Annotated in this window: 17 protein-coding genes; 12 read left to right on the forward strand and 5 right to left on the reverse strand. The window is 56.9% G+C overall.

Going from position 1 to position 14,704, the window contains the following annotated elements; genetic code table 11:
- The first annotated feature begins 17 nt into the window (after positions 1 to 17).
- The 6 genes from AC2FD9_RS03060 (at position 18) to AC2FD9_RS03085 (ending at position 4,438) form a co-directional block, all read left to right on the forward strand.
- Positions 18 to 578 (forward strand): OmpH/Skp family outer membrane protein, encoded by a 561-nt coding sequence (locus AC2FD9_RS03060; RefSeq protein WP_496835329.1) that lies wholly within the window; start codon positions 18 to 20, stop codon positions 576 to 578.
- Positions 579 to 650: 72 nt separating this feature from the next.
- Positions 651 to 1,124 carry a 3-hydroxyacyl-ACP dehydratase FabZ gene (gene fabZ / locus AC2FD9_RS03065; protein ID WP_282118473.1) on the forward strand — a complete coding sequence of 158 codons (474 nt, stop codon included), beginning with the start codon at positions 651 to 653 and terminating at the stop codon, positions 1,122 to 1,124.
- Positions 1,121 to 1,906 carry an acyl-ACP--UDP-N-acetylglucosamine O-acyltransferase gene (gene lpxA, locus AC2FD9_RS03070; RefSeq protein ID WP_496835331.1) on the forward strand — a complete coding sequence of 262 codons (786 nt, stop codon included), beginning with the start codon at positions 1,121 to 1,123 and terminating at the stop codon, positions 1,904 to 1,906. Before fabZ ends, lpxA begins: the two co-directional genes overlap by 4 nt.
- A gap of 3 nt (positions 1,907 to 1,909) precedes the next feature.
- A complete protein-coding gene (locus AC2FD9_RS03075) occupies positions 1,910 to 2,704 on the forward strand; it encodes an LpxI family protein (RefSeq protein ID WP_496835333.1) in 795 nt (264 codons plus the stop codon).
- Positions 2,704 to 3,870 (forward strand): lipid-A-disaccharide synthase, encoded by a 1,167-nt coding sequence (gene lpxB, locus AC2FD9_RS03080; RefSeq protein WP_472723736.1) that lies wholly within the window; start codon positions 2,704 to 2,706, stop codon positions 3,868 to 3,870. Before AC2FD9_RS03075 ends, lpxB begins: the two co-directional genes overlap by 1 nt.
- The gene (locus tag AC2FD9_RS03085; protein ID WP_496835334.1) at positions 3,863 to 4,438 is read left to right on the forward strand and encodes a hypothetical protein; all 576 of its coding nucleotides are present in this window, start codon (positions 3,863 to 3,865) and stop codon (positions 4,436 to 4,438) included. The genes lpxB and AC2FD9_RS03085 overlap by 8 nt, the downstream gene beginning before the upstream one ends.
- Before the next feature lie 10 nt (positions 4,439 to 4,448).
- On the opposite strand, the gene mnmA is transcribed toward AC2FD9_RS03085, so the two are convergent.
- Positions 4,449 to 5,594: a tRNA 2-thiouridine(34) synthase MnmA gene (gene mnmA, locus AC2FD9_RS03090; RefSeq protein ID WP_472723738.1), complete on the reverse strand. Its 1,146-nt coding sequence runs from the start codon at positions 5,592 to 5,594 to the stop codon at positions 4,449 to 4,451.
- A 129-nt stretch (positions 5,595 to 5,723) separates the two neighbouring features.
- On the opposite strand from mnmA, the gene sciP reads away from it, so the two are divergent.
- The 5 genes from sciP to AC2FD9_RS03115 all read left to right on the forward strand — a co-directional run bounded on the left by sciP (position 5,724) and on the right by AC2FD9_RS03115 (position 11,388).
- Positions 5,724 to 6,017, forward strand: a complete 294-nt coding sequence (gene sciP, locus AC2FD9_RS03095; protein WP_108858661.1) for a CtrA inhibitor SciP — start codon at positions 5,724 to 5,726, stop codon at positions 6,015 to 6,017.
- Between the two features lie 82 nt (positions 6,018 to 6,099).
- On the forward strand, positions 6,100 to 6,816 hold the full coding sequence (gene ctrA / locus AC2FD9_RS03100) for a response regulator transcription factor CtrA (RefSeq protein ID WP_113790658.1): 717 nt from the start codon (positions 6,100 to 6,102) through the stop codon (positions 6,814 to 6,816).
- Between the two features lie 124 nt (positions 6,817 to 6,940).
- Positions 6,941 to 9,067 (forward strand): NAD-dependent DNA ligase LigA, encoded by a 2,127-nt coding sequence (gene ligA, locus AC2FD9_RS03105; RefSeq protein WP_496835336.1) that lies wholly within the window; start codon positions 6,941 to 6,943, stop codon positions 9,065 to 9,067.
- Positions 9,064 to 11,154: an ATP-dependent DNA helicase RecG gene (recG, locus tag AC2FD9_RS03110; RefSeq protein WP_496835502.1), complete on the forward strand. Its 2,091-nt coding sequence runs from the start codon at positions 9,064 to 9,066 to the stop codon at positions 11,152 to 11,154. Before ligA ends, recG begins: the two co-directional genes overlap by 4 nt.
- 111 nt (positions 11,155 to 11,265) lie before the next feature.
- Complete coding sequence (locus tag AC2FD9_RS03115; protein WP_255414864.1) at positions 11,266 to 11,388, forward strand: hypothetical protein; 123 nt, start codon at positions 11,266 to 11,268, stop codon at positions 11,386 to 11,388.
- 185 nt (positions 11,389 to 11,573) lie between these two features.
- On the opposite strand, the gene AC2FD9_RS03120 is transcribed toward AC2FD9_RS03115, so the two are convergent.
- Positions 11,574 to 12,212 carry a MarC family protein gene (locus tag AC2FD9_RS03120; RefSeq protein ID WP_058277905.1) on the reverse strand — a complete coding sequence of 213 codons (639 nt, stop codon included), beginning with the start codon at positions 12,210 to 12,212 and terminating at the stop codon, positions 11,574 to 11,576.
- 59 nt (positions 12,213 to 12,271) lie between these two features.
- Positions 12,272 to 12,724, reverse strand: a complete 453-nt coding sequence (locus AC2FD9_RS03125; RefSeq protein ID WP_282168340.1) for an iron-sulfur cluster assembly scaffold protein — start codon at positions 12,722 to 12,724, stop codon at positions 12,272 to 12,274.
- 48 nt (positions 12,725 to 12,772) lie between these two features.
- Between AC2FD9_RS03125 and hisI the strand changes: the two genes are divergently transcribed.
- Entirely contained in the window at positions 12,773 to 13,162 is a 390-nt protein-coding gene (hisI, locus tag AC2FD9_RS03130; protein ID WP_282168339.1) for a phosphoribosyl-AMP cyclohydrolase, read from the forward strand.
- 5 nt (positions 13,163 to 13,167) lie between these two features.
- Here hisI and gluQRS read toward each other — a convergent pair whose 3' ends face one another.
- Together gluQRS and AC2FD9_RS03140 are read right to left on the reverse strand one after the other, a co-directional pair.
- Entirely contained in the window at positions 13,168 to 14,061 is an 894-nt protein-coding gene (gluQRS, locus tag AC2FD9_RS03135) for a tRNA glutamyl-Q(34) synthetase GluQRS (RefSeq protein ID WP_282168744.1), read from the reverse strand.
- Positions 14,061 to 14,675, reverse strand: coding sequence for a class I SAM-dependent DNA methyltransferase (locus AC2FD9_RS03140; protein WP_282168338.1), 615 nt, complete (start codon positions 14,673 to 14,675; stop codon positions 14,061 to 14,063). Before AC2FD9_RS03140 ends, gluQRS begins: the two co-directional genes overlap by 1 nt.
- Between the last annotated feature and the right edge of the window lie 29 nt (positions 14,676 to 14,704).

Genomic DNA, 14,704 nt, shown 5'->3' on the forward strand with positions numbered 1-14,704 from the left:
ACCGAATATGTAATGAAGTGCAGGGCCCAATTCGGGCCCTGTGCGTTTTTCTGGCGCTGGCCTGCATGTCGACCGCTCAGGCGCAGCAATTAGGCGTTCCTCAGGCGAATGTACTGACCCTGTCCAGCGACCGATTGTTTTCCGAGTCGCAATTCGGTCGGCGCGTCCTGCGCGAGATCGAAACCGAAGGTGCATTGCTGGCCGATGAGAATGAACGAATTGTCGCTGAGCTTAGCAAGGAAGAAAAAGACCTGACCGAAAAGCGCGCAGAATTGCCAACCGAAGAGTTTCGCCCTCTGGCCGAGGCGTTCGACAACAAGGTTCAGACACATCGCGAAAGTCAGCGCGCGAAACTGGACGCCCTTGCGCGCCAAAGCGAAGAAGCGCGGCAGACTTTTCTGGTTCTTGTGCAACCGATCCTGATCGAGTTGTTGCGCGAGTCCGGGGCGTCGGTCGTTATCGAACGATCCAATGTTTTTCTCAGCGCGGACCGAACCGATGTGACGGACACGGCGATTGCGCGGATCAATGAACAGATTGGCGATGGCAGCCAACTTGAAGAAGAAAGCAAAGAATAGGTTTGCTTGCCCTTAAGGCGCGGTGTTGCTAACCACGCGACAAAGAGAAATCCAGAACGGGACGACTGCACTATGACTACGGAAACCAAAAGCGCAGACATTCAGCTGATCCAGCGGATATTGCCTCACCGCTATCCGTTTCTGCTGGTCGACAAGGTCGTTGAAATCTCGGGCTATCAATCGGCGGTTGGCATCAAAAATGTCACCATGAACGAGCCGCATTTCCAAGGGCATTTCCCCGGAACCCCGATCATGCCGGGCGTGACCATTGTCGAGGCGATGGCACAGACCGCGGGTGTTATGCTGGGTGTGGGTATGGACGTGATCGACAGCGAGCTGTTGATCTATTTTATGAACATCGACAAATGCAAATTCCGTCGCAAAGTGATCCCGGGTGACGTGCTTGAGATGCATGTCGAAACGGTTCGCGGTAAAAAGGGTGGCAAGATCTTCAAATTCAGTGGCCGTGCCACGGTCGAAGGAGAGGTCGCGGCCGAGGCTGAGTTTTCGGCCTATGTCGATTGGGACATGGAAAAGACCACATGAGCGGCATCCATCCAAGCGCAATCATCGAAGACGGCGCGCAGATTGGTGAAGGCTGCGTCGTAGGTCCGTTTTGCTATGTGGGTCCTCAGGTCAAGCTTGCGGACCGGGTCGAGCTGAAATCGCATGTTGTGGTGACCGGCGATACCTCGGTTGGTGAAGAAACTGTGATCTTCAACTTTTCGGTCATCGGAGAGATCCCACAGGATTTGAAGTTCGGTGGTGAGAATACGCGCCTTGAGATCGGCAAACGCAATCGGATTCGCGAACATGTCACGGTGAATACCGGGACCGACGGCGGCGGCGGCGTTACACGGATTGGGGATGATTGTCTGCTGATGGCGGGCGTGCATGTGGCCCACGATGTCCAGATTGGCAATCGGGTGATCATGGTGAACCATGCCGGCGCAGCGGGTCATTGCATCATTGAGGATGACGTGATTGTCGGTGGTATCTCTGGATTGCATCAGTGGGTCCGCGTCGGACGTGGCGCGATCATCGGCGCGTTGACCATGGTTCCGAATGACGTGATCCCATATGGCCTGGTTCAGGCGCCGCGTGGCGAACTTGATGGTCTAAATCTCGTCGGCCTCAAACGGCGCGGTGTCTCACGTGAGGATATTGCCGCTTTGCGGGCGGCCTTCCGCGAATTGTCCACGGGCGATGGTACGTTCATGGAACGGGCACATCGGGTCGGCGCGGATAACGAAAGCGAATACGTTCAGCGGATCGTCGATTTCGTGACCGGACATTCGGATCGGTCTTTCCTTACACCGGGGAAATAAACAATGCTGGCGCTGATTGCTGGAACAGGCGTTTTGCCGGGTGAAGTTGTCGCGCAACTGTCCGACCGTCCGGTGGTCTGCGCGATGGAGGGGTTCCGTCCTGACACTCTGACCCCGGATGTCGAGTTTCCATTGGAACAGGTCGGAACCTTTATCGCCGACATCAAGGCGCGGGGTGTGACCCAAATTTGCATGGCAGGTGCCGTAGGCCGCCCGCCCATTGATCCTGCAAGAATCGATGCTGCAACAATGCCTTTGGTCCCAATCCTGCAACAAGCCATCATGTCCGGCGATGATGCGGCGCTGCGCGCGGTCATCGGCATTTTTGAGGATGCAGGTCTGGAGGTTAAGGCAGCCCACGAAATCGCGCCGAACCTTCTTCCAAAACTCGGGTGTCTGACGCAGGCGCAACCGTCTGAGGCCGATCTGACGGATGCGGACCGTGCATCGGGTATCGTCCGGGCGATGGGTGCTGCGGATGTTGGGCAGGCCTGTGTGGTTTCAAAACGGCAGGCGCTGGCGATTGAAGGTATCTTCGGCACGGCATGGATGTTGCAGTCTCTGACTCAGCGCCCCGATGCGGGCGGCGGCATTTTGTTCAAAGCCCCGAAACCAGATCAGGACGTTCGTGCAGATCTGCCTGCGATCGGGCCTGATACTGTGTCTGGCGCAGTTGCGGCGGGGCTGTCGGGAATTGTGATCGAAAAGGGCGGCGTCCTTGTGCTTGAGAAAGACCGCGTGATTGCGGAATGTGATAGGCTGGGCCTGTTTTTGTATGTCCGCGAGCGGACGAACTGATGCGGGTTTTCGTCGTCGCCGGTGAACCTTCGGGGGACCGGCTTGGCGGGGCTTTGATGGAAGGCCTGCGCGCGCTGGTACCCGGAGTTGAATTTCAGGGTGTTGGCGGCCCGCTGATGCAGGCACAAGGGTTGGACAGCCTTTTTCCCATGTCCGAATTGTCGGTTATGGGACTGGTCGAGGTTCTCCCCAAGTTTTTTCACCTCAAACGTCGGATTTCTGAGACAGCGCAGGCTGTTCTGGATAGCAATCCAGATGTTCTGATCACCATCGACAGTCCCGATTTCTCATTGCGGGTTGCCAAGCTGGTCAAAGCGCAAAGTACTATTCGCACAGTTCATTATGTCGCCCCCAGCGTCTGGGCCTGGCGTCCCGGGCGTGCGGACAAGATGGCCAAGGTCATCGATCATGTGCTGGCGCTGTTGCCATTCGAGCCGCCCTATATGCAGCGCGCGGGGATGGAATGTGACTTTGTCGGGCACCCGGTGGTCAGCGAACCAGTGGCGACCGAACAAGACATTCAGGCTTTTCGCGCTGCGTACGGCCTAGGCCAAGCGCCCATCGTTCTGGCCTTGCCCGGTTCGCGGCGGGGTGAGGTGGATCGTCTGGCTCCGGTCTTTGGTCAGGCGTTAATCAAGTTTCTGAAACAGCGCCCCGACACGCGCGTGGTCGTGCCAGCTGTGGCCCATATGGTTGATGCGGTCACCGAACATGTTCAGGACTGGCCAGGGTCGCCAGTCGTAGTTGATCCGCGGGACTTGCCCTCGGACCAGGCTCAGGCGCAGAAAAGGGCGGCTTTTGCTGCGGCCGACCTTGCGCTGGCGGCGTCTGGGACAGTTTCATTGGAACTGGCGGCACAGGCCACGCCAATGGTGATAGCCTACAATCTGAACTGGCTGACGACTCTGATCGCAAAGCGCATGGTGAATCTGGACACGGCGACCCTTGTCAATCTGGTGTCTGAAACACGCGCGGTTCCCGAATGCCTGCTGGATGATTGCGAACCGAATAAGGTTGCCACGGCATTGTCGGACGTGGCCACCAGTCCGGATGCGCAGCGCAGCGCTATGGACGTGACCATGGATCGTCTGGGCCGGGGTGGTGAAGCGCCGGGTCTGCGCGCCGCCCGAGCGGTTTTGAACAGGCTGCCCAATCGCCATGATTGAACACATCCTGTTCGCATTTTCCGCTGCGATCGTGACCATATCAACTAACCTGGACAATCTGGTCATCCTGTTTGGACTGATCATGGTGATGGAAACGCGCCGGGCCGTCTTTGGCTTTGCCGCGGCGCAAATGATAATTCTGTGCCTGTCGCTTGTGATTGCCAGCGGGTTGGATCACAGCCGGTTTCTGAATTGGGTCGGTTATCTTGGGATTATCCCGTTGTCTCTGGGCCTTTATGGCATTTGGCAGCAACGGAAAGGCTCGGGCGGGCGTCAACTGCCCGATACTGGGGCTATCACCTCAGTCGTCGCGCTGTTTTTGACGCTATCGATTGACACGCTTGCGGCTATAACTCCGCTATTCGCGGATTCGACGCCAGCATTTCGGTTGACGGCCTTGATCGGGGCCGGATGTGCACTGGCGACACTAATCGGAATTGCAAGTTGGGGCGCACCACGCGCACAGGTTTTAGGGCCGCGTTTTGCCCGCCTTGATAGGATTGCGCCTTACATCATGGTGGCAGTCGGACTGTATATTCTGGTGAACAGCCCGACCGACGTCTTGTGATCCGGACGCCTCAGTAACCGCGCCAGATCCAGCCGCCGCCGTATATGCGGCTGCTTTCATTGGAGTAGAACACACAGGCCTGACCGGGCGAAATGCCTTCCTCGGGTGTCAGCAATTCGACTTCGGCAGTCGTTTCAGACAGAGGTCGGATAATCGCCTCACGCGGCGGACGGGTCGACCGCACCTTAACCGACAGATGCCATTCGTCACGCGAAGTAAAAGGTTCATCCCCCAGCCAGTTGATCTCGCGCACCGGAACTGTCCGGGTCGCCAGCAACTCTTTCGGGCCAACCACAACCTGCTTTTTGTCTACGTCCAGCTTCACCACATACAAAGGCTCACTCAGCCCGCCGATACCCAGACCGCGGCGCTGACCGATGGTGTAGTGGATGACACCATTATGCTGCGCCAGCACCCGACCGTCGGAATGTACGATCTCACCTGGTTCCGCTGCACCGGGGCGCAGCTTTTCGATCACGCTGGCATAGTTGCCATCGGGCACAAAGCAGATGTCCTGACTGTCGGGCTTGTCCGCCACTGACAGGCCATATTGCGCGGCCATTTCTCGGGTCGCGTCCTTCGAGGGCAGGTGGCCCAGAGGAAAACGTAGAAAGTCCAACTGCTCGGGCGTAGTGGAAAACAGGAAATAGGATTGATCCCGGTTCGCGTCCTCGGCGCTGTGCAGTTCCGGCCCGTTCGCGCCCATCTTTCGCTGGATATAGTGACCGGTGGCCATGCAGTCGGCTTCAAGGTCCTTGGCGGTTTCCAGGAGGTCCTTGAACTTCACGCGCTCGTTGCACCGGATACATGGGACCGGAGTCGCTCCGGCCAGATAGCTGTCGGCGAATTCGTCGATCACAGCATCCTTGAAGATGTTCTCGTAATCCAGAACGTAATGCGGAAAGCCGCGCTCCTCGGCCACACGCCGTGCGTCATGGATATCAATCCCCGCGCAACAGGCGCCTTTCTTGGCCAAGGCCGCGCCGTGGTCATACAACTGCAGCGTCACGCCAACCACGTCATAGCCCTGATCGGCCAGATAAGCGGCAACAACTGAACTGTCGACGCCGCCAGACATGGCAACAACCACCCGCGTATCTGACGGGGGTTTGGCAAAGCCAAGCGAGTTCAGCGGTGTCTCGGTATCGAGGGCCATGACGATTCCAGTGCGGGTTAAGAAAGACCGGCAGAATATAGGAAAATTCTACACACTCTCAAGGGGCGGTTTCACGCGACATTAAGTAGGCTGTTGTCAGCTTTGTCGCAGCTGAAAAAGGGTCAAGAGATGTATTTGCACAAAGTCGAAGGGCCAAGGTCCGTAACCCTGCCGGATGGAACGGTTTTATCGCGAAACGATCTGCCACCTGCAGAGACGACCAGATGGGTCGCTTCGCGCAAGGTCATTGTGGTGCGCGGCGTTCTATACGGGCTGATTTCGTTGTCGGACGCCAAAAAACGTTATGGGCTAAGCGATGAAGAGTTCAATTCTTGGGTTTCTGCGGTCGCTGAACACGGCGCGGATGCTCTGAAAGTGACGGCATTAAAAAAATATCGACAACCTAAAGATGAAAGTGAATAAATGATTCAACGGTAACGTCAGGTTAACCATTTTTGAGCAGTCTCAATTTGAATTGTTAAATTGACCCAAATTGGAGCAGTAAATGCGTATACTTCTTGTCGAGGATGATCCAACCACGTCGAAAAGCATTGAGCTGATGCTGACGCACGCCAACCTCAACGTCTATGCGACGGATCTGGGCGAGGAAGGCATCGATCTTGCCAAACTGTACGACTATGACTTGATCCTTCTGGACCTGAACCTGCCGGACATGAACGGTCACGAAGTATTGCGGCAGCTGCGCATTGCGCGGGTTGAAACACCCATCCTAATCCTATCGGGCGCTGATGACACCGAAAGCAAAATCAAGGGCTTTGGTTTTGGCGCAGACGATTACATGACCAAACCCTTCCACCGAGAGGAGCTGGTTGCCCGCATCCACGCAATCATTCGTCGGTCCAAGGGGCATTCCCAATCCATCATTCATACAGGTCGGGTCGCGGTGAATCTGGATGCCAAAACCGTTGAGGTTGAAGGCAAGGCTGTTCATCTGACTGGCAAGGAATACCAGATGCTCGAACTGCTCAGCCTGCGGAAGGGCACAACGCTGACCAAAGAGATGTTCCTGAACCATCTTTATGGCGGTATGGACGAGCCCGAGTTGAAAATTATCGACGTTTTCATCTGCAAACTGCGCAAAAAGCTCAGCAATGCGACCGGCGGCGAAAACTATATCGAAACCGTCTGGGGCAGGGGCTACGTGTTGCGCGATCCCCAAAGCAACAGCTTGGACGAACGTCGGATCGCTGTTGGAGCCTGACTTAAAATGAAATCTGGTCGCTGTAGGTTCAGGGCGACCCCCTCACTCATGGAACAGCACATCTGGACCTAGCCATGGCCTCGCCCTATCACTGGGTTCAAAGACTATGTGACAGGGCGAGGCCATGAGCGATTCAATTGCGGTAACAGAGCTGACGGAAGATCAAGCACGTGCCGAGCTGGCGCGGCTTTCGGAATTGATTGCGCGGGCCAACACGCTGTATCACGCCGAGGACGCCCCAGAGATCTCGGACGCCGACTACGATGCGCTAAAGCGGCGAAACGCGGACATCGAGGCGCGTTTCCCCAAGTTGAAACGGCCCGACAGCCCCACAGATCAAGTGGGCGCAAGACCGGCGGAGGGATTTTCAAAACTCGTACATGCCGTCAGAATGATGTCTCTGGGCAATGCGTTCAACGATGAGGACGTTGCTGATTTTGACAGGTCAATCCGCAAATATCTGGGATTGAGCGACACGGCCGAGCTGGGTTTTACTGCTGAACCCAAGATTGACGGTCTGTCCCTATCGCTAAGATATGAACAGGGTGAGCTCGTGCAGGCGGCAACCCGAGGCGATGGCGAGATTGGTGAAAACGTGACTGCGAACGCGCGGACGATCTCGGACATTCCGCACAGCGTCAAAAACGCTCCGGAGGTTCTGGAGGTGCGCGGTGAAGTTTACATGTCGCATGAAGACTTCGACAAGCTGAACGCGCGACAGACAGAGCTGGGCGAAAAGGTATTTTCAAATCCACGAAACGCTGCTGCAGGGTCGTTGAGGCAGCTTGACGCGAAAATCACACGCTCCCGTCCGCTGCGGTTTTTCGCTTATGCCTGGGGTGAGTTGTCAGCCCCCTTGGCCGATACCCAATTGGGCGCCATTGAACGGTTGGCGGAATTCGGTTTCTCAACCAACCCACTGACAGCGTTGTGCGAAACGACAGATCAGATGATCAAGCACTACCGTAGTATCGAAGCGCAACGCGCAACGCTTGGCTATGACATCGACGGCGTTGTCTACAAGGTGAACGACTTGGCGTTGCAAGCCCGGTTAGGGTTCAGATCCACGACCCCCAGATGGGCTATCGCACATAAATTTCCCGCCGAACTGGCATGGACAAGGCTGGAGGCCATCGACATTCAAGTGGGTCGCACGGGTGCGCTCAGCCCGGTTGCCCGGCTGCACCCGGTAACTGTTGGTGGCGTCGTCGTGTCTAATGCCACGCTGCATAACGAGGATTACGTTGCAGGCCGCGATGCAAAAGGCGGAACGATCCGGGACGGAAAGGATATCCGCGTCGGGGATTGGGTTCAGGTCTATCGCGCCGGTGATGTCATTCCAAAGGTCGCAGATGTCGACATATCGAAACGCCCTGATGGCGCGCAACCTTATGACTTTCCCACAACCTGTCCGGAATGCGGAAGTGATGCGGTGCGGGAAGAAGGGGATGCCGTCAGACGCTGCACCGGTGGGATTATCTGCCCGGCGCAGGCCGTTGAAAAGCTGAAACACTTCGTATCGCGGAAAGCGTTCGACATCGAAGGGCTGGGCGCCAAGCAGATTGAAATGTTCTACGATGACCCGGACTTGCCAATCAAAACCCCGGTGGACATCTTCACACTGCAGACCAGAGATGCGGCCAACCTGAACAAGCTCGCCAACCGTAAGGGTTGGGGCGCGCAAAGTGCCGGGAACCTTTGGGCTTCAATTGACGAAAAGCGTCAGATCCCATTCGGGCGCCTTCTTTTTGCATTGGGCATACGACATGTCGGAGAGGCCGCATCGAACCTGATCGCGAACCACTATGGCGCCTGGGCAGAATTTGAACGCGCCGTCACCGCAACCGTTGGTTTCGAAGGACCTGAGTGGGACGAGCTTTTGGGTATTGATGGCGTAGGTGACGTTATGGCGCGCGCGTTGGTTTCTGCGTTTGCTCAGGACGCAGAACGCGCCAGCATTGACGCTTTGGTCGCGCAATTGGACGTGCAGGACACCAAACGACCCGACACATCGGGCAGTCCGGTGGCTGGCAAGACGGTTGTCTTTACAGGGTCACTTGAAAAGATGACCCGCGCCGAAGCCAAAGCCCGCGCCGAAGCGCTGGGGGCCAAGGTCTCTGGTTCGGTCAGCAAGAAGACCGATTTGCTGGTTGCAGGCCCGGGCGCGGGCTCCAAGGCCAAGAAGGCAGCAGAGCTTGGTATCGAGACGCTGGACGAAGATGAATGGCTGCACCTGATCGGCACCGCATGAGCGGCCGCCCTGAAATCCTGTTTCCCCTTTTCGCGGGGCTCGAGACGCTGGAAGGCGTTGGCCCCAAAACTGCGCAGACAATGGTGCAGGCGGGGATCGAGTCGCCGCGTGATGTGCTGTTCGGCTTGCCCTACGCTGTCGTGGACCGGAGGCGGCGCGATACAATCCAGGGGGCTGATCTGCCAACGACATTGACGGTTGAGGTCACGGTCGGTACCCACCGACCGTCGCGAAGCAAGGGCGGGGCCTACCGCGTTCACGTCGAAGACACGCAGACCGAGTTTCAGTTGGTCTTTTTCCACGCGCGTGGCGACTATTTGAAAAAAGTTTTACCACAAGGCAGCCGTCGTGTGATCTCTGGCAAGCTCGAACTGTTCGACGGCATGGCGCAGATGGTCCATCCAGATCACATGCTGCCCGTGGAAAGCGCGGATGACATTCCTGAGTTCGAGCCGGTTTATCACCTGACGCAGAGCATCACCCAAAAGACGGCGTACAAGGCGGCACGTAGCGCATTGACCCGCGCACCAAAGCTGGCTGAGTGGATTGACCCTGCGCAAGTGTCAAAACAGGGCTGGGCGGATTGGGCCACGGCTGTATCCGCGGCGCACAATCCACAGGGGGCGGATGATGTGGCCGCGCATGCGCCAGCCCGGGAACGCCTTGCCTATGATGAGCTTTTTGCCCATCAGGTGACGCTGGCTCTGGCGCGACAACGCGAGCGAAAGGCCCGGGGCATCGTGAGCGTCGGCACTGGTGCTCTGCAAGCTAAAGTTCTTGCTAATCTGCCTTACAAACCCACCGGGGCCCAGGCGCGGGCGATCAAGGAAATAACCGCCGACATGGGCTCGGACGCACGGATGAACCGATTGCTGCAAGGCGATGTGGGCGCAGGGAAAACTCTGGTCGCCTTCATGGCACTTCTGGTCGCGGTCGAGGCTGGTGGACAGGGTGTCATGATGGCGCCGACCGAGATCCTGGCCAGGCAGCATCTGGAAGGCCTGCGCCCGCTTGCCGAAGAGGCCGGAGTTGTTCTGGAAATCCTGACTGGGCGGGACAAGGGCGCCGAACGGCGTGCAAAGCTGGCCGCCCTGAAACAGGGCGATATTCACATACTTGTCGGCACCCACGCGGTGTTTCAAAGCGATGTGCAGTTCCACGCCCTGCGACTTGCCATTGTGGACGAACAGCACCGGTTTGGGGTCCGCCAAAGGATGGAGCTGTCCGAAAAAGGGCAGGGCGCGGATGTTCTGGTGATGACTGCGACACCGATCCCGCGCAGTTTGGCGCTGGCGCAATATGGGGACATGGACGTCTCAGTTCTGGATGAAAAACCACCGGGGCGGAAACCAATCAAAACGGCGATTATCAGCACCGAGCGTATGGATGACGTCGTGGCGCATTTGCGTCGGGCTATCGATGAAGGACGTCAGTGCTATTGGGTCTGTCCGCTGGTCGATGAATCCGAAGCCTCGGACCTGACGGCAGCGGAAGAGCGCTTCAAACGGCTGCGTGCCATACTGGGCGAAGGTATTGTCGGCCTGGTCCATGGCCAGATGCCCGCGTCCGACAAGGATGCCGCAATGGCCGCATTTCAAGAGGGCCGAACAAAAGTACTTGTTGCCACGACTGTAATCGAGGTTGGCGTGAATGTTCCGAACGCCTCGATCATGGTGATCGAACGGGCTGAGATATTCGGGTTGGCTCAACTACACCAGCTGCGCGGCCGCGTGGGACGGGGTGAGGCGGACTCGACCTGCTTGTTGATGTATCAACCCCCGCTCAGTGAAGGTGGGCGCAAACGGCTGGAAGTTCTGCGTGAGACCGAAGACGGGTTCCGGATATCAGAGACTGACCTGCAGATGCGCGGCGCAGGTGACCTGATCGGTACGGCCCAATCCGGGTTGCCTAAATTCCGGATTGCGGACCTGGAACGCCAGGCCGGATTGATGGCTGTTGCACAGACGGACGCACGCAATTTGCTTAGCAAAGACCCGACCCTGGCCACGGAACGTGGGCAGGCGGTGCGTGTTCTACTTTGGCTTATGAAACAGGATCAGGCAATCCGTTTAATTTCAGTGGGTTAGTAAATTAGTTCTGCAAAGTTCACAAATGTTCTCAAAAAGTTCTTTACCGACTCGGTAAAATATGAGAACAAAAGGTCAACAAAGGATTAAAACCCGACCGGAGGTGAGACCATGCTGACCCAGATCAAGACCGCCATAAGCCGTTCGCATTCCACGCTATTGCAGGATGCGGCAGGTGCGGTGTCATTGGTGGTGATGCTGGTGGTTGCTCTTCACCTTCCCGGAGCGTTCTGACCCTTTCTGCCTGCGATCTCGTGCCGAAAACTCCGCGCCGTCGTCCCCATTTCTGTCAAGGGTGACCTGCCTGTCCCAATTCCCTTGAAAGGGCCATGCCTCGGCCCTGCGCGGAAATACGGATCCCACGCGAGACACGCATTGCCTACCGCCGCCCTTTCCGCCCGGAAGGAGCGGCGGTTTTTTTACAACTGTCCGGTTTTGAAGATTTCGAGCATGGCCGACAGCACGGAATTTACCGCAACCGATGCCAGGATCATCCCCATGATGCGGCTGATAATGGCAGCGCCGGAATGGCCAATCAGTCGAATGATCGGTTCGGCCAGCAGCATCAAAACAAAGGCGATGGCCACGACAGACAACATAACCAGTGCAGTGATGCCTTGATCCGCCACGCTGAACCGGTTGTTGTCAGTCAGGATAACCACTGCCAGCATTGCACCCGGCGACGCCAGTGAGGGTACCGCCAACGGAAAGATCGCGGGGTTGGGCTTGTGGAATTTGTCTTCCTGATCGTCTTCTGCCGCGCGTTGCTCGACCTCTTGTTTGCTTTCGCCAAAGATCATTGTCAGGGCGAACAGGAACAGGATGATCCCTCCGGCCACTTGGAACGAGTTCAACCCGATATCCAGCGCCTCGATCAGCAGTTGTCCAAAGACAAGGAAGAACAGCAAAACCCCGGCACTTATGAACGCCGCCAACAGGGCTGTTTTACGACGCGCCGCCGCCCCAAGCCCGGCTGTAACGGCGATAAATACGGGAATTGTTCCAATCGGATCAATAACGACCCACAGGGTAACAAAATGTTCCAGCAAACTATTCAAACCAAATTCTCCCCAAAACTTTGGCGGAGGTTAGATGGGTTTGAATTGAATTACCATCTTCAGGCGCAGTTGGCCTGTTCGGCTTTTTCCATAGCTTCAGCAATAGCATCCAACGCCAGCAGAATCGAAGCGTGCCGGTTCTTGTAATCACGCGCAGGCATAAGAACTTCCAGCCCGTTAAACGGTGCGTCCGGAGCAGGGCCGTCTTTCTTCAGCATAGCCGACAGTTGATCCCGCGCGGTTTCGATTTGCGCGCGCGTGGTTCCTATTACAGCGGATCCAACGACCGAGGCCGAGGCCTGACCCAGGGCGCAGGCCTTAACGTCCTGACCAAAGTCGGACACGTGACCGTCCTCAACCTTGACGTCCACGGTCACGGTCGATCCGCACAATGGCGAGCGTTTCTTGACGGTCGCATCAGGGTTTTCCAGTCGTTCCAGATGCGGAATATCCGCAGCCAGGGCCAGAATGCGCCCGGAATACAGCTTTATCAGGTCGTTCTCGCCAGACATGGCTTTCCCTCGTTGCGTGTTCCCCATACATAGTGGCCATCCACCGGGATGCAAAAGGTTTTTACAATGTCCGAGACCGTCACTTTCGATCTGTCTAGCCTGAAGTTTAACGACGCCGGTCTGATCCCGGCGATCGCACAGGATGAAGCCTCTGGCGAGGTGTTGATGATGGCGTGGATGAACGCAGAAGCGGTTGAAAAAACCCTTGAAACGCGCCGCGTGACGTATTGGTCGCGTTCACGTCAGTCGTTCTGGATCAAGGGCGAAACCTCGGGGCATGTTCAGGAACTGATCGATTTCCGCGTCGATTGTGATCGCGACTGCCTGCTGGTCCTGGTGCGACAGACCGGCGCTGCCTGCCACACTAACCGACGCACCTGTTTCTACACCGCAGTGCGGGATGGTGAAGAGGTCGAACTGATGGGTCCGATGGACTAGGGCGATCACAGCCCAACCATGACCCGAACCTGTTCCGCGGTAACTCCATCACCACGATACTTGGCGATGGCGCGCGCGTCGTCGCGTTTGGCCAAGCGTTTGCCTGCATCATCTCGGATCAGTTTGTGATGGTGATAGACAGGCGTTGGTAAGCCGAGCAGGGCCTGCAACAGAACATGGATACGCGTCGCCTCGAACAGGTCCTGACCGCGTACGACGTGGGTAACGCCTTGTTCTGCATCGTCCAGAACGACGGATAGATGGTAGGACGTTCCCATATCGCGCCGGGACAATACCACGTCTCCGATTGTGTCCCGTAACTCATCAGCAGTGAAAGTGACGGGGCCCGTTTCCCCTTCCGGCCCCGCGCCTTTTTCTTCGAAAAATGACTTTTTTGCAAATGGTTGAGCGGCAGTCCTAAACAAATCTGGAACTACACGTGCAGCCATTTCAATGTCCAGTCGAAGGGGCAAATCTTGTGGAATCGGGCCCGATCGCACTGAAACATGCCTGCACGTGCCCGGATAAATGATCCCATCCGGCCCATGCAGTGGAACTCCTTCCTGCGGTGCCCCGGCGGCGGCGGCAATGTCCCGACGGTTGCAGGTACAAGGGTACAATAGACCTTGGGACCACAACGTTTTCAGCGCCTTTTCATAAGTCGACACACGAGACGATTGCCGCATCACGGGTTCTGGCCAGGTCAAACCTAGCCAGGTCAGATCGTCATAAATCTGCTCTTCCCAATTTGCCCGGCAGCGGGAGCGGTCGATATCTTCGATCCGCAACAAAAATTGACCGCCTTCAGCGGCGGCCATATCACTGGCAAGAAGTGCAGAATAGGCATGGCCAAGATGAAGCGGCCCCGTAGGAGATGGGGCAAATCTGGTAATAAATATCACGTCTTCTCAACAACATATACGTCAGATTTAAGGTCCATCCCGGGAAGATGCGGCCCGTATTCCCGAAACAACAACCGCGCAGCGCCCATGTCCAGCCAATCGTTCAAACGGGTGGTGAAGGACGGGTCGTCAAGTGTGTGATCGTTGAAGGAAAAGGCCAGTAAGCCACCTTTGGGTAGCGCCTTCATCAACAGGTCGAATGTCTCTGGCGGTGCGGCGCCGGTTCCGATCACGCCAATCGCTGTGATTGCCTTATAGGCATCTTGCTCCAGCGGTTCCGGATCGGTGATCTCAAACGTAGTGAGGTTTCTGTAAACCTCCTTGGCGACGGCCCCTTCAAGCATCTTTGGCGTGGGATCCACACCATCGATTACCTGAAATCCCGTATCGTGCAGGGCTTTGCCGGACAGACCCGTGCCACAACCGTAATCCAGAACAGGCGTCTGCGGTTCGGGCATCTGCGACCAAAGTGCCTCGGCCACGCGGCCAGGCGTGGCGTAGCCATGTGACCCAACTTCGGCGTCGTATGACGACGCCCATTTCTGATAATGCGTACGAGTCGCCTCGGGCGTATCAAGCCCGTAGGCGTCTTTGAGGTATTTGTCGCTCATACCCGTATGTTAGGCCGGTAGGGTGCAAT

The organism is Ruegeria sp. YTSC230, assembly GCF_059609665.1.